The organism is Streptomyces sp. DSM 118878 (assembly GCF_052936595.1).
This window is the reverse complement of the sequence record NZ_CP193622.1, coordinates 6,494,483-6,514,337: the sequence shown is the minus strand read 5'-3', so window position 1 is coordinate 6,514,337 and position 19,855 is coordinate 6,494,483. Positions and strand designations below refer to the sequence as shown.

At 73.3% G+C, this 19,855-nt stretch carries 17 protein-coding genes; 4 read left to right on the top strand and 13 right to left on the bottom strand.

What is annotated here, in order from left to right; genetic code table 11:
* Positions 1-13: 13 nt before the first annotated feature.
* The 6 genes from ACRAKF_RS28895 to ACRAKF_RS28870 form a co-directional block, all read right to left on the bottom strand.
* A complete protein-coding gene (locus ACRAKF_RS28895; protein WP_447040464.1) occupies positions 14-925 on the bottom strand; it encodes an ABC transporter ATP-binding protein in 912 nt (303 codons plus the stop codon).
* On the bottom strand, positions 918-3,641 hold the full coding sequence (locus ACRAKF_RS28890; protein ID WP_447040463.1) for a hypothetical protein: 2,724 nt from the start codon (positions 3,639-3,641) through the stop codon (positions 918-920). Before ACRAKF_RS28890 ends, ACRAKF_RS28895 begins: the two co-directional genes overlap by 8 nt.
* Complete coding sequence (locus ACRAKF_RS28885) at positions 3,638-6,925, bottom strand: FtsX-like permease family protein (RefSeq protein WP_447040462.1); 3,288 nt, start codon at positions 6,923-6,925, stop codon at positions 3,638-3,640. The genes ACRAKF_RS28890 and ACRAKF_RS28885 overlap by 4 nt, the downstream gene beginning before the upstream one ends.
* Before the next feature lie 175 nt (positions 6,926-7,100).
* On the bottom strand, positions 7,101-7,874 hold the full coding sequence (locus ACRAKF_RS28880) for a DUF3710 domain-containing protein (RefSeq protein WP_447040461.1): 774 nt from the start codon (positions 7,872-7,874) through the stop codon (positions 7,101-7,103).
* 1 nt (position 7,875) lies between these two features.
* On the bottom strand, positions 7,876-8,460 hold the full coding sequence (gene dut / locus ACRAKF_RS28875; protein ID WP_447040460.1) for a dUTP diphosphatase: 585 nt from the start codon (positions 8,458-8,460) through the stop codon (positions 7,876-7,878).
* On the bottom strand, positions 8,457-9,041 hold the full coding sequence (locus ACRAKF_RS28870) for a PaaI family thioesterase (RefSeq protein ID WP_447040459.1): 585 nt from the start codon (positions 9,039-9,041) through the stop codon (positions 8,457-8,459). The genes dut and ACRAKF_RS28870 overlap by 4 nt, the downstream gene beginning before the upstream one ends.
* 57 nt (positions 9,042-9,098) lie before the next feature.
* Between ACRAKF_RS28870 and ACRAKF_RS28865 the strand changes: the two genes are divergently transcribed.
* Positions 9,099-9,551, top strand: a complete 453-nt coding sequence (locus ACRAKF_RS28865) for a DUF3093 domain-containing protein (protein ID WP_447040458.1) — start codon at positions 9,099-9,101, stop codon at positions 9,549-9,551.
* A 6-nt stretch (positions 9,552-9,557) separates the two neighbouring features.
* On the opposite strand, the gene ACRAKF_RS28860 is transcribed toward ACRAKF_RS28865, so the two are convergent.
* The 4 genes from ACRAKF_RS28860 to ACRAKF_RS28845 form a co-directional block, all read right to left on the bottom strand.
* A complete protein-coding gene (locus tag ACRAKF_RS28860; protein ID WP_447040457.1) occupies positions 9,558-10,487 on the bottom strand; it encodes a hypothetical protein in 930 nt (309 codons plus the stop codon).
* Positions 10,488-10,501: 14 nt separating this feature from the next.
* Positions 10,502-10,798 carry a DUF4193 domain-containing protein gene (locus ACRAKF_RS28855; RefSeq protein WP_055544889.1) on the bottom strand — a complete coding sequence of 99 codons (297 nt, stop codon included), beginning with the start codon at positions 10,796-10,798 and terminating at the stop codon, positions 10,502-10,504.
* Positions 10,799-11,192: 394 nt separating this feature from the next.
* Entirely contained in the window at positions 11,193-12,425 is a 1,233-nt protein-coding gene (locus ACRAKF_RS28850) for a sensor histidine kinase (RefSeq protein WP_447040456.1), read from the bottom strand.
* 6 nt (positions 12,426-12,431) lie between these two features.
* Positions 12,432-13,085, bottom strand: coding sequence for a response regulator transcription factor (locus tag ACRAKF_RS28845; RefSeq protein WP_447040455.1), 654 nt, complete (start codon positions 13,083-13,085; stop codon positions 12,432-12,434).
* Positions 13,086-13,386: 301 nt separating this feature from the next.
* On the opposite strand from ACRAKF_RS28845, the gene ACRAKF_RS28840 reads away from it, so the two are divergent.
* Positions 13,387-13,560, top strand: coding sequence for a hypothetical protein (locus ACRAKF_RS28840; RefSeq protein WP_164492989.1), 174 nt, complete (start codon positions 13,387-13,389; stop codon positions 13,558-13,560).
* 75 nt (positions 13,561-13,635) lie between these two features.
* Here the strand turns inward: ACRAKF_RS28840 and ACRAKF_RS28835 are convergent, their stop codons facing one another.
* Complete coding sequence (locus tag ACRAKF_RS28835) at positions 13,636-14,445, bottom strand: inositol monophosphatase family protein (RefSeq protein WP_447040454.1); 810 nt, start codon at positions 14,443-14,445, stop codon at positions 13,636-13,638.
* Between the two features lie 29 nt (positions 14,446-14,474).
* Positions 14,475-15,602 carry a ferrochelatase gene (locus ACRAKF_RS28830; protein ID WP_447040453.1) on the bottom strand — a complete coding sequence of 376 codons (1,128 nt, stop codon included), beginning with the start codon at positions 15,600-15,602 and terminating at the stop codon, positions 14,475-14,477.
* Positions 15,603-15,860: 258 nt separating this feature from the next.
* On the opposite strand from ACRAKF_RS28830, the gene ACRAKF_RS28825 reads away from it, so the two are divergent.
* Both ACRAKF_RS28825 and ACRAKF_RS28820 read left to right on the top strand, forming a co-directional pair.
* On the top strand, positions 15,861-17,099 hold the full coding sequence (locus ACRAKF_RS28825; RefSeq protein WP_447040452.1) for an MFS transporter: 1,239 nt from the start codon (positions 15,861-15,863) through the stop codon (positions 17,097-17,099).
* A complete protein-coding gene (locus ACRAKF_RS28820; protein WP_447040451.1) occupies positions 17,059-18,378 on the top strand; it encodes a D-arabinono-1,4-lactone oxidase in 1,320 nt (439 codons plus the stop codon). The genes ACRAKF_RS28825 and ACRAKF_RS28820 overlap by 41 nt, the downstream gene beginning before the upstream one ends.
* Before the next feature lie 6 nt (positions 18,379-18,384).
* Here the strand turns inward: ACRAKF_RS28820 and ACRAKF_RS28815 are convergent, their stop codons facing one another.
* Complete coding sequence (locus ACRAKF_RS28815) at positions 18,385-19,620, bottom strand: hypothetical protein (protein WP_447040450.1); 1,236 nt, start codon at positions 19,618-19,620, stop codon at positions 18,385-18,387.
* Between the last annotated feature and the right edge of the window lie 235 nt (positions 19,621-19,855).

The window sequence follows — 19,855 nt, the reverse complement described above, 5'->3', positions numbered from 1 at the left end:
ACGTATCGAGATATTACGTATCGGGCCATATCCCCACATGGCCGGTCTCCGCGGTGAGCCGTACCCGCCCCCGCAACCCGTACCGCTCCACCAGGTCGCCCGGCAGTTGCAGGCGTCCGGTCCGGTCCAGGACCGTGAACTCCTCGCCCGCACCGCCCTCTTCGCGCAGTGTCTCCGCGGAGGTGCGCCCGTCGCGGATGCGTACGGTGCGCCGCACCTGCCCGGAGACGAGCGGGTCATGGGTGACGACGAGCACGGTCGCGCCGAGCTCCTCGTTCGCGCGGCGCAGGGCGGCAAAGACCTCCTCGCCGCCGGCCGTGTCCAGTTCACCGGTCGGCTCGTCGGCGAGCAGCACGCGCGGGGAGTTGGCCGTGGCCACCGCGACGGCGACGCGCTGCTGCTCGCCGCCGGACAGCTCGCCGGGCCGCCGGTCACGGCAGTGGGCGACGCCGAGCACGCCGAGCAGCTCGGCGGCCCTCTCGCCCCGCGTACGCCGTGGCACGCGCGCGTACCGCATCGGCAGCGCCACGTTCTCCAGCGCGGTCAGATGGGGAAGGAGATTCCGCCCGGTCTGCTGCCACACGAAGCCGACGGTCCGCCTCCGGTACTCCAGGCGCTCTCGGCGCCCCATGGCGAGCAGATCGTGTCCGGCGACCCGTACGCGGCCCGCGGTGGGCAGGTCGAGCCCGGACAGAATCGACAGGAGCGTGGACTTCCCCGACCCCGAGGCGCCGACCAGAGCGACGCACTCACCGTCCGCGACGACGAGGTCGAGCCCTTGCAGCGCCTGCACCTCGACCTCGTCGGTCCGGTAGATCCGCACGAGGTTGTCGCAGACGACGAGCCCGTCCTCCTCCGCGGGCCGGCTCCGGGCGCGGGCCCGCGCCTCAAGGTCCGCAAGACCGCTCACAGGGTCATCAGTCATCACTTCTCCCGAGCCGCAGGACAGCGCCCAGCCGCCGCCGGCGCCCGATCCGGCTCTCCACGGCGACGGCCGCGGCGCCCAGCACAGCGAGCCCCGCGCCGAGGGCGGCGACGAAGAACACATCGACGTGCCGCTCCGGCACGACCGGCCCACCGGTGAACGCCCGCAGGTCGACCACCGGCCCGAGCAGCGAGGGCAGGCCGAGCCCGAGCGCGACACCGCCCACGACGGCCGCGCACACCATCGGCAGCAGTTGCAGCAGATGCAGCGCGGAGGCGGCACGGCCGCCGAGTCCGAGCGTCCGGAGATACGAGGCGACGCGCCCACGCGACCGGGCCGACAGCGACAGATCGATGACCAGGGCGAGCAGCGCGAGAACGACGGCGAGGGCGGTGCACGCGGTGTAGGCGGCGGCCACGGCGGCGACAAGCCCGTCGTCCGCCGCCTCGGCCCGCTCCTCGGCGAGGACGCGCAGCTCACCGCCGGCGGCTCCGGGCGCCGTGCGCGGCACGAGCGAACGCAGCGCGGCGGTGTCGAGCCGCTCCCCGTAGAGCAGCAGCGCGCTCTCCTCGGACTCGGAGGCCGCGAACCCCTCCAGGTCACTGGAGTCGGCGAGCAGCAGACGCTGCCGGGCCTCGGTGGCACCGCGTACGGGGCCGAGGGCGGGGTCACCCGCCACGCCGTCGGGCAGCGCCCCTACGACGCGTATCCGCGTCTCCTTCCCGTGCCGGGTGAAGGTCAGCAGCTCACCGGCCCGCCCCTCGGAGGCCAGCACCCGGATGTCACCGCCCTCGCCGCCCCCGTCGAGTCCGGCGTCGTCCAGCGCACGGGCGGCGGCTGAACCCGGGTCCGCGCCGCGCAACGCGCTCGTGTCCACCCCGACCAGGCTGGAGATCCCGTACCGCTCCCCGTCGGCCTCGCTCAGGGGATCGATCCGCAACTGCCGCACCGCGACCGTTTCCCGCACGCCACGCGCGCGCGTGAGCCGCTCCGCCATGGCGGGGTCCTCCCCCGCCCCCAGAAACGACGCGTCGGCGCCGACCTGCCAGGCGGCGGCCGCCCGCCGCCCCTCCACCAAGGTCCCCGAGACGAGCCCCCCGAAGACGGCTCCCGCGAGCGTCACCACCAGTACGAGCAGCGCGAGCCCGCGCGCGGGAGCCTCCTTGGCCGCCCGGGACAGCGCGACGAGCGGTACGACACCCCGCCGCCCGGCCGACCACCGTGCCACGGCCCGCACCGGCCAGGGGTAGCACCGCACCAGCAGGACCACGGTGGCGACTCCGAGCAGCACGGGCACGGCGGCGACCAGCGGATCCGGCCCCGCGCTCCCCTCGGTCCCCCGCGCCCGCAACGCGAACACTCCGCCCACGGCGAGCACCAGCACGACGGCCTCACCGACCAGCCGCCGCCCGCCCCGGTGCCCGGCGCGCCCACGCGTCAGGGCCGCATCCCGTAAGGCACCCCACGTGAGCACGGGCAGCGGCACCGAGCACAGCAGGGCGACGACCAGCCCGCCCCCGTACGAGGGCGGGCTCCCCGTCACCGCCCCGGCGAGCGCGCAGCCACCACCGAACCCGGCAAGGACGGCGGGCGCGCTCCACACGGCACGTCCCAGGGCGATCCCGCCGGCCGACGCCCCGCGCGCCCGCCGCAACCGGTCCCCGCCGAGCGCCCGCCGCACCACCAGCAAGGCCGTCACGACCAGGGCGGCGAGCCCCACTCCGAGCAGCGTGGCCCAGGCGAACGAGATCACGACACGGGCCTGCGTCCACCGCCGGGAGAACTCCGCCATGGCGTCCGGTAGCTCCGTGGCGGTCTCCAGCTCCGTGGCGCGATGGTTCCCGAGAAGGCACAGCTTGCCTCCGTACGCCCCTTCGGCAGCGCAGAACGCCCCGCGCGCGGAGGGCGGATAGCGGGCCATGATCCGCTGGAACTCCCGCTCCCCGCCCGCGCCGGCGAACCGGCCCGCGGCCTCGCTCCCGAGCGCCAGTCGCATGTTCCAGTCGACGGTCAGCTCGACGCCGGCCTGCCGCTGAAGGACCTCGACGCCACGGGGAGCGATCAGCGCCCCGGCGTCCGCGTCACCCGCCGCCCGCGACGGGCGCACGACCAAGGGCAGTTCGGACCAGAGCCGCCGTTCGCCGTCGGCCCGGAAGACCCCCACGACACGCGCCACGGAGTCGACGTTCTCCAGGGCCTCGCCCCCGATCCTGACCCGCTGCCCGACCCGCAGCCCCAGCGCGTCACGCGTCCGCGTGGACACGGCGAGCTCGACCGCTTCCCCCCGCCCCCGAGGCGCCCGCCCGGCCACGTAACGAGCGGGCTCCGGGGCGTCGGAGGCGTACACGAGGGAGAGCGCGGCCTCGCCGGCGGGACCGAAGTCGGCCCGTACGGTGGGCAGGACGATCCGCGTGGCGTCATGCGTGAGCCCGCCCGCCAGAGCCTTGGGCGAGGCGTTCTCGATGGCCGACGCGTACCGGCCGAGGACCTCCCCGAAGTCATCCCCCGTCGCCCCGGACCCGGCGTCCTCCGGATCGAAGCGCGCACTGTGCACCACCCCGGGGGCGGCCCGCTGGACCTGCGTCAGCCGCTCCCGCAGCGCCTCTCCCCCGAGCCGCTCAAGGACCCCGCCCCCGCCGGCCCCGACCGCCACCAGCACAGCGACCAACACGGCAAGGCCCACGGCGAGCGGCACGTCCCGCAGCGGCCCCCTCACCTCCCGTCCCCCGCCCGCAGCACCCGAGTCAGGTCCACTCGTCCCAGGACGCGCCCGGCCACGGCCACCACCGCGCAGATCACCGCCGCGGTGACCACCCCCGTGACCGCCACCCGTTCCCAGGGCACCCGCACCACCAGCGAAGGGAAGACCGGTCGCCCCTCGGCGTCCACCGTCACCACCGGCATGACCAGGGCCGCGAGCCCCGCCCCGAGCGCGGTGCCAAGCGCCGCCGCGACGCCCGCGAGCCCGATCTGCTCCACCCAGAGGCAGATGGCCGGCTCCCGCCGCCGTGCCCCGAGCGCCCGCAGCAGAGCGAACTCCCGTTCCCTGTCCCGCGCCGAGACCGCCGTATGCAGGGCAAACGCGATGACCGCGAAGGCGGGCGCGAGGACGAGGCACAGCGTCAACGCGCCCCGAGCCCCGCGCCGCAGCGGATCAGCCGCCAGGGCGTCCCGCGCCCGCGGCACGTCAACGGCTCGCCCGAGCCGCGGCTGCGCCCGCACGGCCGCGAGCGCCGGACGCGCGTCATCGCCCCTGACCCCCACCCACCAGGCCTCGTCGGCCCCGGGCAACGCCCCGCCGAACGCCCACTGCGCCGCCATCCACCGGGAGTCCGCGAGCAGCCGCGGCCGGTCACGCGGCACCCCCGGCACCCCGGCGATCCGCCCGACGACCCGGACCCGCGCGCTCCCGCCCGTACTGCGCCGCAAGGTCAGGGTGTCCCCGACCCGCACACTCCCGGAGCGCAGCAGGAGGTCGTCCGCGAGGACGGGCGCGGCGGGCCGTCCCTCGGCCCGGTCGGTGCCGAGCCGCACCGCCCACGGCGGGTATTCGAGCCGCCCGTCGGGCCCCCGGAGCACGGCGTCGATGAGCGTGCCTGCCGCGGCCCTGTCCCGGCAGAGCACGGGCCCGGGCGCGTCCCCCTCGGCGGCCCGCTGCCCCCGGGGCCGGCGCTCGGCCCCCGGGCACCCGGCCACGCCCCGGTCGGGCGCGTCGGCCCGCAGGTCCCGCCACCGCGCGGGCGTCCGCAACCCCGGCACCTGGTCGACGGTGACCCGGTAGGTCCGCCGCACGCGCTCACCGACCATGCTCAGCTCGACCTGGAGCACCCGCAGGGACGGCCCGCGCACCGCGACCCGCAACGGCACGACCCTGGCCCCACCCTCCTCGATCACCACGGAGGCGGAGCGCCCGAGCCCGTCCGCGTCCTCGTAGAAGACGGTGAGCCGTACGGGCACCGCCTCGCCACGGCCACTGGCGGACATCCGCACGCGCAACGGCACCTCCCGCTCGGCACCGCCGACCGGCAACCGCACCGGAAGCCCATGCGCGGGAATCCCCCGCCCCAGCCGCCCCACCAGCTCGCTCACGGGCACGTCCGCGAGATCACCGCGGAGCTCCGGCGCGGGGCCCCGCTCCGTGTTGACGGCCGTGACGGCCACCGCGTCCTGCCCCACGTACCCCTCGGAGGTGATCACGGGCGTGACGGCCTCGGCCCCCGGCAGCGCCTCGTACCGCGTGCGCCGCTCCCCGGCCGGTGTCCCCTCGCCCGGCTCGACCCGCAGGTCGGCGCCGACCTGGAACGCGGCCTGGTCCCGGTCGCCCCGGTCGAGGATCGCCAGCGCCGTGCTGCTGAGCGCCGCGACGGCGAGGGCGAGCGTCACCACGAGCGCGGGCCCCGCGTGCCGTGCCGCGCGCCGCGCGATCTGCCAGCCGCCGAGCGGCAGCGCGAGGCCCCTGCTCCGCCGCGCGAGGGGGTCGATGACACGGGCGAGGAGCGGCAGGAACCGCAGGGCGAGCAGCGCCGCGGCCACGGTCATCACGACGGGGGCGAGCACCAGGACGGGGTCGACTCCGTTGCCGCCGGTCACCGGGGACCGGTACTGCCGCAGCTGGAGCCAGCCGAGGACGGCGACCGCGGCGAGCGCCAGGTCGGCCCCCCACCGCTGGACCCCCGCGAACCGCGCGACCCGCAGCCGCAGCCGCGCCACCGCCCGCCGGTCGCGCACCGCCCGGGCCGTCGGCAGCAGCACCGCGGCGCCGTGCACGAGGAGGGCGGCCGACGCCGCCGCCCACCCGAGGCCGGTGGCCGCCGATCCCGGTGTCTCGCCCTCGACGAGTCCGGCCGCCGCGAGCCCGCGCAGGAGCGGCCCCGCGAGGAACGGCGCGGCCACCGCGGCGGGCACGGCCGCGCAGGCCCACAGCGCGGCCGTGGCGAGGACGAGCCGCCGGGCGCCCGCCCCGCGCGCGGCGAGCAGCGCGAGCTCCGGGCGCCGGTGTTCGGCGAGCTGCCGCGCGGTGAGGACGAGCACGGCCACGGCGAGCGCCGCGAGCAGCGTCGCGGGCACGTAGAGCCCCGCGCGGGCCACGGCGATCGGTGTGGTGAGCCGGCCGAGCGCCCCGCGCAGCCCCGCGGACACGGTGAGGTCCTTGCCGTCGACCCGGTCAACACCGTCGCCCGCGGCCCGCCCCGCGAGCACCGAGAGCGCGGCGTCACTGCCCGCGAACCGCCCGGCCCGCTCCCGCAGTGCCTCGATGTCCCCGAGCCGCAGCCCGTCGACGTCGGGCACGCCCAGCCACATCGCCGCCGCGTCCCCCGCGAGGCCGGGCCGCGCGGCGAACGCCCGGCGCGGCACCACCGCGATCGTGTCGGGCCCCCCGAACGTACTGCTCAGCGAGGCCCACACGGCGGGCGCCCGCTCCTTGGCCGCGTACAGCCCGACGACCCTCAGCCGTACGAGCCGTTCGCCCGCTCCCCGCACGACGAGCGGATCACCGGGCCGTACGGCCAGCTCGGCGGCGGCCGTCTCGGTCAGCGCCGCCTCGACCGCCCCGGCGCGGGAGCGCGGCCACCGCCCCGCCACGAGTGAGGCGTGCCGCCGTACGCCCTGTGGGGCGACGACGGAGAGCGTGGCGTCCCTGCGCGGGTGGCCCGCGGCCTCGGTGACGGTGAGCTCGTCGTTGCGGGCGGCGGGGGCCCGCAGGGCCGCCCAGGTGTGCTGGGGCGCGTCGCCGTAGGTACGGGCGAGGGCGGCGCGGGCGGCACGGTCCAGCTCCCGTACGCCGCCCGCCGCATAGGGTCCTGCGATCTCCACGACGGCGTCCCGGTCCGCGGCGAGCCGCCGCTGCACCGCGCCCTCGACGGACTTCTCGGAGAGGGCCGCGAGGGCGGCCAGCACGGTGGCCGCGAGCAGCACCGCGAGCCCGGCGGCCCCCAGGACAAGCCCGTGACGCCGGCTCCCCCGCACCGCCGCGGGTACGCCCGATCCCCTCACCGTCACGGTCTCCCCCCAGTGACCGGCACAGTATGGGCGGACACGTCTGTGGCCCGCAACGCTCCGGACACACCGGAACCGCCGCGGGCCACAAGGGAGTTGATCGGCCGTCAGCCCTCACGCCGCACCGGCACGAGGTGTCCGTCGGCCTCCGTGCCGCGCGGGCACGGGGTCCGAGGGGTCAGCGCACCTCGGTGATCTCGGGGCCCCGCTGGAGCTGGCCCATGCCGCCGGAGAAGCGCGAGCCCTCCTGCTGCTCCTCCTTGACACCCTCGGCGACCATCTGCGCGTCCTCGGGCAGCTTCAGGACGATCGGGTCGCGCGGCGCCATCGGGCCCTCGCCGCGCACGACGACGGTGTCCCGGAAGATCTGTTCGAGGAGCCCGGCGGCCTGCGGCTGCACCGCGCCCTGCCCGGAGATCACACCGCGCAGGAACCAGCGCGGGCCGTCGACACCGATGAAGCGCACGACCTGCACACCGCCCGTGCCGTCCGGCAGCTGCACCGGGACCTGGGCGCGCAGCTCCCAGCCGAGGGAGCCCTCGACCTCGTCGATGACACCGCCCTGCTGGGTGATGCCGGTGGCGATCTCCTCGCGGACCTCGCCCCAGATGCCCTCCTTCTTCGGGGCGGCGAAGCCCTGGAGCTGGATGGCGCTGTCCTGGAGGACGACGGTGGCCGCGACGATCGCGTCGCCCGCGACCTCCACCCGCAGCTCCATGCCCTCGACCCCCGGCACGAAGAGACCGCCGAGGTCCACCCGGCCCTCGCCGGGCTCGCGGACCTCGGAGATGTCCCAGGGTCCGTCGGGACGGGGCTCGGGTTCAAGCCTCACGCGCGAGCGCGTGGCGTCGGCCGATTCGCCGGCCGAGTCGTCGGCCACGCTGTCGACGACCTGCTCGTCCGCGCCCGCCGCGTCCTCGGCGGCACTGTCCTTCTTGCGACGTCCGAACACGTCACTGTCCTTCCCGATCGGATACGACCGATGCGTATCGATTCCCACCCGTTTGTTCGCCCGCGCTCGTGCTCGGGTCCACGCCCGTGCGCTCGCCCGAGCCGGCACCCACGGCGGCATGGCCGCCGGTGGACCCGAAGCCCCCCTCGGCCCGTGCCGATACGGGAAGCTCCGCCACCTCCTGGAAGCGCACCTTCTCGACCCGCTGGACCACCAGTTGGGCAATCCGGTCGAAGCGCTCGAACCGCACGCTGTCGCGCGGATCGAGATTTACCACGATCACCTTGATCTCTCCACGGTACCCGGCATCCACCGTCCCCGGGGCGTTCACCAGAGCGACACCGCAGCGGGCGGCGAGCCCGGAACGGGGGTGCACGAAGGCCGCGTACCCCTCGGGAAGCGCGATGGACACCCCGGTGGGCAGGACGGCGCGCTCGCCGGGCGCGAGTTCGCGGGACTCGGTCGTCCGCAGATCGGCACCCGCGTCACCGGGCCGCGCGTACGCGGGCAGCGGGACGTCGGGGTCGACGCGCCTGATGAGCACGTTCAGCTCGGCCAGGCCGTCGTCGGGGGCAGGGGACGTCACGGGTTCACCTCGAAGGCGCGGGAGCGCCGGATCCGGTCCGGGTCGTTCATGGCCGCCCGGATCTCCTCCTGGCGGCCGTTGTCGATGAAGTGGTCGACCTTCACCTCTATGAAGAGGGCGTCGGCGCGGACCGCCACGGGGCCCTCGGGGCCGCCGATCCGGCCGGTGGCGGTGGAGTAGATCTTCCGTCCGGCGACGGCGGTGACCTCGGCCTCCAGGAACAGCACGGTACCCAGCGGCACGGGCCGTACGAAGTCGGTCTCCAGGCGGCCGGTCACGGCGATCACCCGCAGCAGCCAGTTCAGCGAGCCCAGCGTCTCGTCGAGCGCGGTGGCGAGGACACCGCCGTGGGCGAGGCCCGGAGCGCCCTGGTGCGCCTCGCGCACGGTGAACTCGGCGGTGATCGCCACACCCTCCCCGGCGCGCGCCGCCAGGTGCAGTCCGTGCGCCTGCCCTCCCCCACAGCCGAAACAGTGTTCGTAGTGGGCACCGATGAGCTCGCCGGGAGCGGGCGCGTCAGGATGGCGTACGGGCGCTATGGCCTCGGCCGGGGGCGTCAGAGCTGAAGATGTACCACTCACAGGCGCAGACCTTACCTTCGCGTCAGCCTGTCGGCGCACCGTGCCAAGCTTGGTCGCATGCAGCCTTACGAAGAACGCCTGACCGCACCCCGCTCCTGGTGGCTCGCCTCGCTCCTGACAGGTGTCGCGATGGCCCTGGTCCTGCTGCCGTTCGGCACACTGCCGCTCCTCGGCGGCCTGGTCGGCGGGACCGCCGTGGCGGCGGTCGTCACCAGTGCGTACGGCTCGGTGCGGATCCGTGTGGTGGCGGGCTCGCTGGTCGCGGGAGACGCGAGGATCCCGGTGTCGGCGCTGGGTGACGCGGAGGTCCTCAAGGGCGAGGAGACGCGCGCGTGGCGCACCTACAAGGCCGATCCGCGCGCCTTCATGCTGCTGCGCGCCTACATCCCGACGGCTCTGCGCGTGAACATCACCGACCCGCAGGACCCGACTCCGTACGCCTACCTCTCCACGAGGCACCCGGAGGCCCTGGCGGAGGCCCTGAAGTCGGTACGGGACAGCGCCTCGTGAGCGCCCTCAGGAACCGAGCTCCTTGGGGAACTCCCCGGGCGGCAACGCGTTCGCGGGGGCTTCGAGAGAGGGCAGCTCCCGGAGGGAGTCCCACGGCACCTGGGCCTTCCGCAGGTCGTCACGGACCCGCGAGGCCAGCTTCTTGGTGTCCCGGCGGTTCATGACCGCCCCGACGGCGGCGCCCACCATGAAGGGCATGAGGTTCGGCAGGTTCCGGACCATGCGCTTCATGATCTGCTGGCGCAGCTCCCGCTTGACCTGCCCGCCGAGTGCCGCGTTGAGCGTCGACGGCTTGCCCACGTCGACGCCGCGCTCCTCCGTCCACGCGGTCAGATAGGCCGTGCTGCGCTGGGCGAGCGTGCCCTCGGGCCGTCGTCCGTAGACCTCGTGCAGCTCGGCGATCAGTTTCAGTTCGATGGCGGCGACGCCGGTGATCTCCGCCGCGAGTTCGGCGGGCATCGCGGGCGGCACCGGAAGCATCGCCGCGGCGCCCACTCCCGCGCCCACGGTGGACGAGGCGTTGGCCGCACCGGCGATGAGTTTGTCCGCGAGCTGCTCGGGGCCGAGGCCCGGGAACTGCTTGCGGAGGGTCGCCAGGTCGCGGACCGGGACCCGTGGGGCGATGTCGATGATCCGGTCGGCGAGCAGGCCGATGGCGGCCTTGGCGCCGCGCCCGCTCTTGCGCACGCCTTCCTTCATCCCGCCCGTGACGGCGGCAACACGGCCCTTGGCCCCGGCTCTCCGGGCAACCTCGGATTCCTTGTCGTCCGCCGTCTCGTCCGGCGCCGAGGTGAGGGCGCCCGCCGGTCCGAGCGAGGCTGATCCTGTGGGGGAAGAGCCTCGCCCGTCGTCACGCACGCCGTCGCCCGTGGCGCCGGCTTCGTCCGCTCCACGCCTGCGGAAGCGGCGCTTCCTGGACGGGGTCGAGCCAGTCATTGGCCGACCCCGCCTCAGTCGCAGTCGCGGCAGATCGGCTGGCCGTTCTTCTCGCGGGCCAGCTGGCTGCGGTGGTGGACCAGGAAGCAGCTCATGCAGGTGAACTCGTCCTGCTGCTTCGGGAGCACGCGGACGGCGAGCTCCTCGTTGGAAAGGTCCGCGCCGGGCAGCTCAAGGCCTTCGGCGGCCTCGAATTCGTCGACGTCCACTGCCGAGGTCGACTTGTCGTTCCGCCGCGCCTTCAGTTCCTCGATGCTGTCCTCGTTGACATCATCGTCGGTCTTGCGTGGGGTGTCGTAGTCCGTTGCCATGTGTCGCTCTCCCCCTCTGGGTGTCTGCGGTGTCTCAGCGCACGTAACGCGTGAGGAGCCGGACTTGTGCCCGACCCGAGGCGGAGATTTTGCCTCACATCAAGGTCTGTTACTCAATCGACACCCAACCGCACCCCTGAAGAGGCGATGGGTTGGATGGCGATGGGGACCGTACACGGTCCGAATGTCGCGCTTCACGGGCGCCACCCCGTGTACTTCCCGTGATCAGGACCCCTGAAAACCCGGATTTTCCCGGCTTTCCGGGGACTTTTATGATCACGGAGAGTAGGTGGTAAAAAAATCGTATATGTGATCGATCGCACAGGGATTCGCCGGGAACAGGTCCCGAAAATTCCGCGTAAAGCGAACAGACGCTCGCGTCCGCGCCGCCTTCTCAGATGGGCAGGGTGACACGCATCACGAGCCCTCCCCCTTCGCGCGGCTCCGCGATGATACGGCCACCGTGGGCCCGAGCGACCGACCGGGCGATCGACAGGCCGAGCCCGACGCCCTTGTCACTGCCCGTGCGCTCGGTCCGCAGCCGCCGGAATGGCTCGAAGAGGTTGTCGATCTCGTACGCGGGCACGACGGGCCCCGTGTTGGAGACCACCAGGACCGCCTGGCCGTGCTGGGCCTCCGTGGTGACCTCGACCCAGCCGGCCTCCTGCACGTTGTACCTGACGGCGTTCTGTACGAGGTTCAGGGCGATGCGCTCCAGGAGGACGCCGTTGCCCTGGACGACGGCCACCCCGCGCTCACCGCGTATCTCCACGCCCTTGGCGTCGGCCTCGGCCAGCACCTGGTCGACGGCGCGGTCGGCGACCTCGGCGAGGTCGACCGGCTTGCGCTCGACGATCTGGTTGTCGCTGCGGGCGAGCAGCAGCAGGCCCTCCACGAGCTGCTCACTGCGCTCGTTGGTGGCGAGCAGCGTCTTGCCGAGCTGGTGGAGCTCGGGCGGCGCCCCGGGGTCGGAGAGGTGGACCTCCAGGAGCGTGCGGTTGATCGCCAGGGGCGTGCGCAGCTCGTGCGAGGCGTTGCCGACGAACCGCTGCTGGGCGGTGAAGGCCCGCTCAAGACGGTCCAGCATCTCGTCGAAGGTGTCCGAGAGCTCCTTCAGCTCGTCGTCGGGGCCGTCCAGCTCGATGCGGCGGGACAGGTCCGTGCCGGCCACCCTGCGGGCGGTACGGGTGATGCGGCCGAGCGGCGAGAGCACGCGGCCCGCCATCGCGTACCCGAAGGCGAAGGCGATCACGGCGAGGCCGAGGAGAGCGAGCAGCGAACGGCTCAGGAGGTTGTCGAGGGCGTGCTGGCGCTGTTCGTTGACGCAGGCGCCGAGGGCCTGGTTGAGGTCGTCGGCCGAGGGCTTGGGCGGCAGGTTGCAGACCGTGCTGGCCACCCGGCCCTCGACGATCTTGAACGGCAGCTCGCTGCCCACGTTCAGCGCCTGCGCGGCGAGCAGGTAGATGATCGAGAGCAGCAGGATGCCCGCGATCAGGAACATGCCGCCGTACAGCAGGGTGAGGCGTATACGGATCGTGGGCCGCAGCCACGGGAAGGGCGGTTCGACCTTTCTCGGGTCCCACGTCGGCTTCGGTGGCGCTGTCGGTGGCGCCGGGGTCGAGGCCACCGGGGGTCAGATCCGGTAGCCCGAGCCGGGGACCGTCACGATGACGGCGGGCTCACCGAGCTTGCGGCGCAGGGTCATGACGGTCACCCGGACGACGTTCGTGAACGGGTCGGTGTTCTCGTCCCACGCCTTCTCCAGGAGCTGCTCCGCGGAGACGACCGCTCCCTCGCTGCGCAGCAGCACCTCCAGGACGGCGAACTCCTTGGGGGCGAGCTGGATCTCCCTGCCTTCGCGGAAGACCTCGCGGCGGTTGGGGTCGAGCTTGATCCCGGCGCGCTCCAGGACGGGCGGGAGCGGCAGGCTCGTACGCCGGCCGAGGGCACGCACGCGTGCCGTCAGCTCGCTGAACGCGAAGGGCTTGGGCAGATAGTCGTCGGCGCCGATCTCCAGGCCCTCGACGCGGTCGCTGACGTCGCCCGACGCGGTGAGCATCAGGACGCGGGTCGGCATGCCGAGCTCGACGATCTTGCGGCAGACGTCGTCGCCGTGCACGAGCGGGAGATCCCGGTCGAGCACCACGACGTCGTAGTCGTTGACGCCGATGCGCTCCAGGGCGGCCGCCCCGTCGTACACGACGTCGACGGCCATGGCCTCCCGGCGCAGTCCGGTTGCCACCGCATCGGCGAGCAGTTGCTCGTCCTCGACGACGAGTACGCGCACGTCGCTGTCCTTCCTCTGTGCCCCTGCGGGCAGGTCTGTCTGGGGGTAAGGCTCCATCCTGCCCCTTTCGGCCGTAAACCGGCTGTAAGGCGGCCTCGGCCCCCGGGAATGCCGGACTTTCTCGCAGGGTTGAGGTTTCTGCCGCGGCGAGCGGGGGGAGGACGGGCTTACACCCGCGATCACGCTTTGCCAGTGGCGTGCCACGAACCGCTTACTCCAGGGCGGCGCGAGACGTGATCGCCCCTTCTTGAGGGCACACCCCCGTGCCATCGACCCACGACCCAGCCGAGGGGGCGCAACCATGGACGCATTCACCGCAGGTCTTCTGCAGCGCATAAAGGCCACGGAGTCCGACCTCACGATGGCCCGTGAGACGGGAGACGACTTCCTTGCCGAGGTCGAGCAGGCGGAGCTGGAGGATCTCCACCGCCTCGCCGCCGAGCACGGCGTCGAGGTAAACGCTCTGCACGCCTGATCAATCGCGCGAAAGCCCCGGTATCCGTGGACAGGTACCGGGGCTTTCGCGTGTCCGCCGTGGGGCCGGGCGGGGTCAGTCGTGCCAGGCGCCGAGATCCTCCAGGCGGCCCTGGAGCGCCTCGAAGAGGCCGGGCGGGGCCGCGACGGCCAGCTCGCCCGAGAGGCGCTCTCCGGGGCGGCCACCGGTCAGCGCGCCCGCTTCCCTGGCGATGAGGTCGCCCGCCGCGAAGTCCCAGGGGTTGAGGCCCCGCTCGTAGTACGCGTCGAGGCGGCCCGCCGCGACGTCGCACAGGTCGATCGCGGCCGAACCGCCGCGCCTGATGTCCCGCACCCGCGGGATGAGCTGCCTGGCCACCTCGGCCTGCTGGGCGCGGCGCTCGGCGACGTACCCGAAGCCGGTGCCGACCAGGGCCTGCTCGAACGGCGGCGCGGGGCGCACGCGCGTGGGCTCGTCGTCGAGGAAGGCGCCCTCGCCGAGGACGGCGCGCCAGGTCTCCCCGCGCACCGGGGCGTGCACCACGCCGACGAGGGTCTCGCCGTCCTTGCGGGCGGCGATGGACACCGACCAGTCGGGGCGGCCGTACAGGTAGTTCACCGTGCCGTCGATCGGGTCGATGACCCACTGCACGCCGCTGCTGCCCTCGGAGTTCGCGCCCTCCTCGCCGAGCACGCCGTCCTCGGGCCTGCGCTCGGCGAGGTAGCCGGTGATCAGCTTCTCGGAGGCGATGTCCATCTCGGTGACGACGTCGACGGCGCTGGTCTTGGTGGCGGCCACGCCGAGGTCGGCGGGGCGGCCGTCGCGCAGGAAGGCCCCGGCCCGGTACGCGGCCTCCAGGGCGACGTCGAGCAGTTCGGCCTTCAACGCCTTCAGGGCGTCCGTCATGGTGCTCCTCATGCTCTGCGTGCTCTGGTTCACGCGTACGGGCTGTCGGCGCCGGCGGCCGCCGGCTTGGGCGCGCGGGCCGGGCAGCAGCCCACCGGGCACAGGTCGTGGCTGGCGCCGAGGGCTCCCAGGGCGCAGGGGGCGACGGCGGTGCCGCTCTCGCGCGCGGCGCGCTCCAGGACCAGCTCCCTGATCGCCGCGGCGAACCGCGGGTCGGCGCCGACCGTCGCCGAACGGCGCACCGGAAGGCCGAGCTCCGCCGCCTTTGCCTCGGCCTCGGTGTCGAGGTCGTACAGGACCTCCATGTGGTCCGAGACGAAACCGATGGGGACCATGACCACCGCCGGGACCCCGGCGCCGTGCCGCTCCTCCAGGTGGTCGCAGATGTCGGGCTCCAGCCACGGGATGTGCGGGGCGCCGCTGCGCGACTGGTAGACGAGCTGCCAGGGGTGCTCGGTGCCGGTCTCCTCGCGGACCGCGTCGGCGATCAGCCGGGCCACGTCCAGGTGCTCCTTGACGTACGCCCCGCCGTCCCCGTGCTGCTCGACCGGGCCCGAGGTGTCGGCCGCGGAGTCCGGGATGGAGTGGGTCGTGAAGGCCAGGTGCGCGCCGTCCCGCACGTCGTCGGGGAGCTCGGAGAGGGACTTCAGGACACCGTCGATCATGGGGCGCACGAACCCGGGGTGGTTGAAGTAGTGCCGCAGCTTGTCGACGCGCGGCACGTCGAGCCCCTCGGCCTCCAGGGTCGCCAGGGCGTCCGCGAGGTTCTCGCGGTACTGGCGGCAGCCCGAGTACGAGGCATAGGCACTCGTGGCCAGGACCAGGATGCGGCGGCGGCCGTCGCCGGCCATCTCGCGCAGGGTGTCGGTGAGGTAGGGCGCCCAGTTGCGGTTGCCCCAGTACACCGGCAGGTCGAGGCCGTGCTCCGCGAAGTCCTTGCGCAGGGCGTCGAGCAGGGCGCGGTTCTGGTCGTTGATCGGGCTGACCCCGCCGAACAGGAAGTAGTGCTGCCCCACCTCCTTGAGCCGCTCCTTGGGGATGCCGCGTCCACGCGTCACGTTCTCCAGGAACGGGACGACGTCATCAGGGCCTTCTGGACCGCCGAACGAGAGCAGCAGCAGGGCGTCGTAGGGAGTGGGGTCGAGCGCATCGGACATGAAACCGATCCTGCCACCCGCCACTGACAGCCGTGGAAAGGGGCTCGCCGGATACGCCGGAGCAGGGCCTCCGCCCCGGCCACGCCCGGCCGGCCCACGTCCGGCCAGGCCACATCCGCCCGGCCGGAACTCGTGCGTCCCGCCCCGGAAATTTCGGTGCGGCACTCCCCTCGGGGACCGTAAGCTGTATGGGCCACCTTTACGCCTTACCGGAGCCGCTCCCCTCAGGAGCCGCTCCGGCGCTCCCGTGGAGTCCACGTGCCCAGCCCCTACCGCGCCATCTTCGCCGCCCCCGGCACGAAGGCCTTCTCCACCGCCGGGTTCCTCGGCCGTATGCCGCTGTCGATGATGGGCATCGGCATCGTGACCATGGTGTCCCAGCTGACCGGGCGGTACGGCCTCGCGGGCGCGCTCTCGGCGACCGTCGCGCTGTCCGCCGCCGCGATCGGGCCGCAGATCTCACGCCTGGTGGACCGGCACGGCCAGCGCCGGGTGCTCCGGCCCGCGACGCTGGTCTCGCTGGCCGCGGTCTCCGGGCTGCTGCTCTGCGCCAAGTTCGAGGCGCCCGACTGGACGCTGTTCCTCTTCGCCGCGCTGGTCGGCTGCGTGCCGAGCGTCGGCTCGATGATCAGGGCGCGCTGGGCGGCGCTCTACCGCGACACCCCGCAGCTCCACACCGCGTACTCCTTCGAGTCGGTGGTGGACGAGGTCTGCTTCATCTTCGGGCCGATCATCTCGATCGGGCTCTCCACGGTGTGGTTCCCCGAGGCGGGGCCGCTGCTCGCCGGGGCCTTCCTCGCCGTGGGCGTCTTCTGGCTGACGGCCCAGCGGGAGACCGAGCCCGTCCCCCACCCGCGCGAACACCACACCAGCGGCTCGGCGTTGCGCTCCGGCGGCCTCCAGGTGCTCGTCGCCACCTTCGTGGCGACCGGCGCGATCTTCGGGGCGATCGACGTGGTCACCGTGGCCTACGCCGAGGACCAGGGGCACAAGTCCATGGCGAGCCTGGTGCTCGCCGTCTACGCGCTCGGCTCCTGCCTCGCCGGCGCCGCCTACGGCCTGCTGCACTTCAAAGGTGCGCCGGCCTCCAGGTGGCTGCTGGGCGTCTGTGCGATGGCCGTGAGTATGATCCCGCTGCAAGTGGCCGGGAACCTGCTGTTCCTGGCCGTGGCGCTGTTCGTGGCGGGGCTCTTCATCGCGCCGACGATGATCACGACGATGGCCCTCGTCGAGCAGCACGTACCACGCGCGAAACTGACCGAGGGCATGACCTGGGTGAGCACCGGGCTCGCGGTCGGCGTCGCGCTCGGCTCCTCCGCGGCCGGCTGGGTGATCGACGCCGCGGGCCCGGACGCCGGGTACGCGGTCCCGGGCGTCTCCGGAGCCGCCGCGGCCGTCATCGGGTTCTTGGGGTATCGCCGGCTGAAGCGGCCGGTTCCGCAACCGAGGGGGACCCATGAGCACGGGCAGCGCGAGGAGCACAGCGACGTGGCGTAACTGGGCGGGCAACGTGACCGCGCGGCCCGCCAGGGTGGCCACGCCCGCCTCGGTGGACGAGCTGGCAGAGGCGCTGCGCGGGGCCAGGGAGGACGGCCTCAGGGCGAAGCCCGTGGGCTCGGGGCACTCCTTCACCGCGGCCGCCGCGACCGACGGCCTCCTCATACGCCCGGACCTGCTCACCGGCATCCGCCGGATCGACCGCGAGGCCGGCACGGTCACCGTGGAGGCCGGCACCCCGCTGAAGCGGCTGAACACGGCCCTCGCGCGCGAGGGCATGTCCCTCACGAACATGGGCGACATCATGGAGCAGACGGTCTCCGGGGCCGTCAGCACCGGTACGCACGGCACGGGCCGGGACTCGGCGTCGATCGCGGCCCAGATCACCGCACTCGAACTGGTCACCGCCGACGGCACCGTCCTCACCTGCTCCGCGGAGGAGAACCCCGACGTCTTCGCCGCCGCCCGCGTCGGGCTCGGCGCCCTCGGCGTCATCACCGCGATCACCTTCGCCATCGAGCCGGTCTTCTACCTCACCGCCCGTGAGGAACCGATGACCTTCGACAAGGTCACCGCCGACTTCGACGCGCTCTTCACGGAGAACGAGCACTTCGAGTTCTACTGGTTCCCGCACACCGGCAACTGCACCACCAAGCGCAACAACCGCGGCCATGGCCCCGCCGCCCCGCCCGGCCGGATCAGCGCCTTCGTGGAGGACGAACTCCTGTCCAACGGCCTCTTCCAGGTGGTCAACATCATCGGCAGGGCCGTGCCCGCGACCATCCCGGGCATCGCCAAGATCTCCAGCAAGGCGCTCTCCGCGCGTTCGTACACGGACATCCCGTACAAGGTCTTCACCAGTCCGCGCCGGGTGCGCTTCACGGAGATGGAGTACGCCGTGCCGCGCGAGGCCCTGGTGGAGACCCTGCGCGAACTGAAGGCCATGGTGGAGCGCTCACGGCTGCGGATCAGCTTCCCCGTGGAGGTCCGCACGGCGCCCGCGGACGACATCGCGCTCTCCACGGCCTCGGGCCGGGAGAGCGCGTACATCGCCGTCCACATGTACAAGGGCACGCCGTACCAGGCCTACTTCACGGCCGCCGAGCGGATCTTCACCGCCCATGAGGGGCGGCCGCACTGGGGCAAGCTGCACACGCGCGACGCGGAGTACTTCGCCGGGGCGTACCCGCGCTTCGGCGAGTTCACTGCGCTGCGCGACCGCCTCGACCCCGACCGCATGTTCGGCAATGAGTACCTGCGGCGGGTCCTCGGCGACTGACCCCGCCTACGGACTGGGGGTCTCGCCCTGCTGTGCGCCTCCGTCGGTGTCCGTGCCGTCGCCGGTGCCGGTGCCGGTGCCGCTGGACGGGGTGGGCGTCGGGGGCGTGGTCGGCGTCGGGTCCGTCCGGGAGTCGTCGTTCCCCGAGCCGGAGCCCGTGTCCTTGTCGGTGTCGCCGCCGGAGTTCTCGTCGGCGTCCTTGGAGCCGGAACCGGAGCCGGAGCCCGAGTCGGTGCCGTCACCCGTGCCGGGGGTCCGGCCGCCGGTCCCCTCCGGATCCTGCATGGCGCCGCCGTCATCCTTTCGGGTGCCTTCGTCGTCCGTGCCCGAAGTGCCGTTGTCCGAGGGCTGTCCCGTCGGTTCGTCGGCGGGCGTGGACGGCTCCTTCGGAGAGGTGTGCCTGTTACCCGTGAGGTTGCTGATGGTGGTGCCGTCGCCGCCGCTGAAGTCCTTGCCGGCCACCAGCTCGTATGTGGTGATGCCGCCCATGGAGACGCCGAACACCACGGCCGCCGCGATCAACGGCCGCTTCCAGCTGCGGATCCGCGCGCGGTGCGTCGTCCCCTCGGTGAACTCCTCGGCCACCTCCCCGGCCGGGAGCGGCGGCATGGCCACCGTCTCGGGAACCGCCGTCTGGAGAACCGCCGTCTCGGGTGCCCCCGGCAGGGCGTCGGCGCGCAGCACGCGCGTGGCGTCGTCGGCCGCGGCGAGCGAGGGCAGCACCGTCGTCTCGTCGGCCTCGGCCTCGGCCTCGGCTTCGGCGGTCCGGGGTCTGCCCCACGTCGTGGTCACGGGCCCGGCAGCAGTGGTCCCCGCGCGCGTGGCCGTCTGGAACGTCACAGGCGTCGCGGAGGTCCCAGCCGCCGCGGACGTACCGGACGTACCGGACGTACCGGAGATCTTGGACGTCTCCGGTGGCTTGAAAGTGTCGGGCACCGACGAGGCCCTGGCCCCGGGAACCTGCTGCGCCTTGGGCTTGGCCTGGACGGCCACGACGCGTATCTGTTCACCCGTACGCCTGAAGAAGTGCTGGAATATGGTGCCGCCACAGGTCGCCACGCCGCTCACGACGCCGGCGCCGAGGATCGTCCCGTAGACGCCGAGGTTCGAGGCGAGCTTCGCCGCCACGACCGCGGCGATGGCGCTGCCCGCCACCTGCGGCACGCTGAGATCGAGGCGCCGCTTCTCCTTCGGCTCCTCCTGGTCCTGCGACTCCTTGCCGTAATCCGGCTTTTCTCGCATCTCCGCCCCTTGCCTACCTTTCTCGCCTTTCTCGACTGTCTGCACGAGAAAGGGACGCATGGGCGAAGTGATTAGTTCCGTTTCGGGTGATTCCGTGAAGTGCGCCACGCATGTGTGCGAACGCGGGAACGGGGAAGGCGTTCAACTCCGTTCACCTACGAGAAGTTCGGCGGCGCGGCGGTCCACCCGCGTGGCCCGAATGGAGTACTGTTGCGAGCCCTGGGTCCGGTCTCCC

Bases quoted from the DNA above. Each gene is read 5' to 3' on its own strand.
- ACRAKF_RS28860 (WP_447040457.1), bottom strand. From the start codon at position 10,487: ATGACTGGCTCGACCCCGTCCAGGAAGCGCCGCTTCCGCAGGCGTGGA.
- ACRAKF_RS28820 (WP_447040451.1), top strand. From the start codon at position 17,059: ATGAGCACGGGCAGCGCGAGGAGCACAGCGACGTGGCGTAACTGGGCG.
- ACRAKF_RS28855 (WP_055544889.1), bottom strand. From the start codon at position 10,798: ATGGCAACGGACTACGACACCCCACGCAAGACCGACGATGATGTCAAC.
- ACRAKF_RS28895 (WP_447040464.1), bottom strand. From the start codon at position 925: ATGACTGATGACCCTGTGAGCGGTCTTGCGGACCTTGAGGCGCGGGCC.
- ACRAKF_RS28835 (WP_447040454.1), bottom strand. From the start codon at position 14,445: ATGACGGACGCCCTGAAGGCGTTGAAGGCCGAACTGCTCGACGTCGCC.
- ACRAKF_RS28815 (WP_447040450.1), bottom strand. From the start codon at position 19,620: ATGCGAGAAAAGCCGGATTACGGCAAGGAGTCGCAGGACCAGGAGGAG.
- ACRAKF_RS28830 (WP_447040453.1), bottom strand. From the start codon at position 15,602: ATGTCCGATGCGCTCGACCCCACTCCCTACGACGCCCTGCTGCTGCTC.
- ACRAKF_RS28840 (WP_164492989.1), top strand. From the start codon at position 13,387: ATGGACGCATTCACCGCAGGTCTTCTGCAGCGCATAAAGGCCACGGAG.
- ACRAKF_RS28865 (WP_447040458.1), top strand. From the start codon at position 9,099: ATGCAGCCTTACGAAGAACGCCTGACCGCACCCCGCTCCTGGTGGCTC.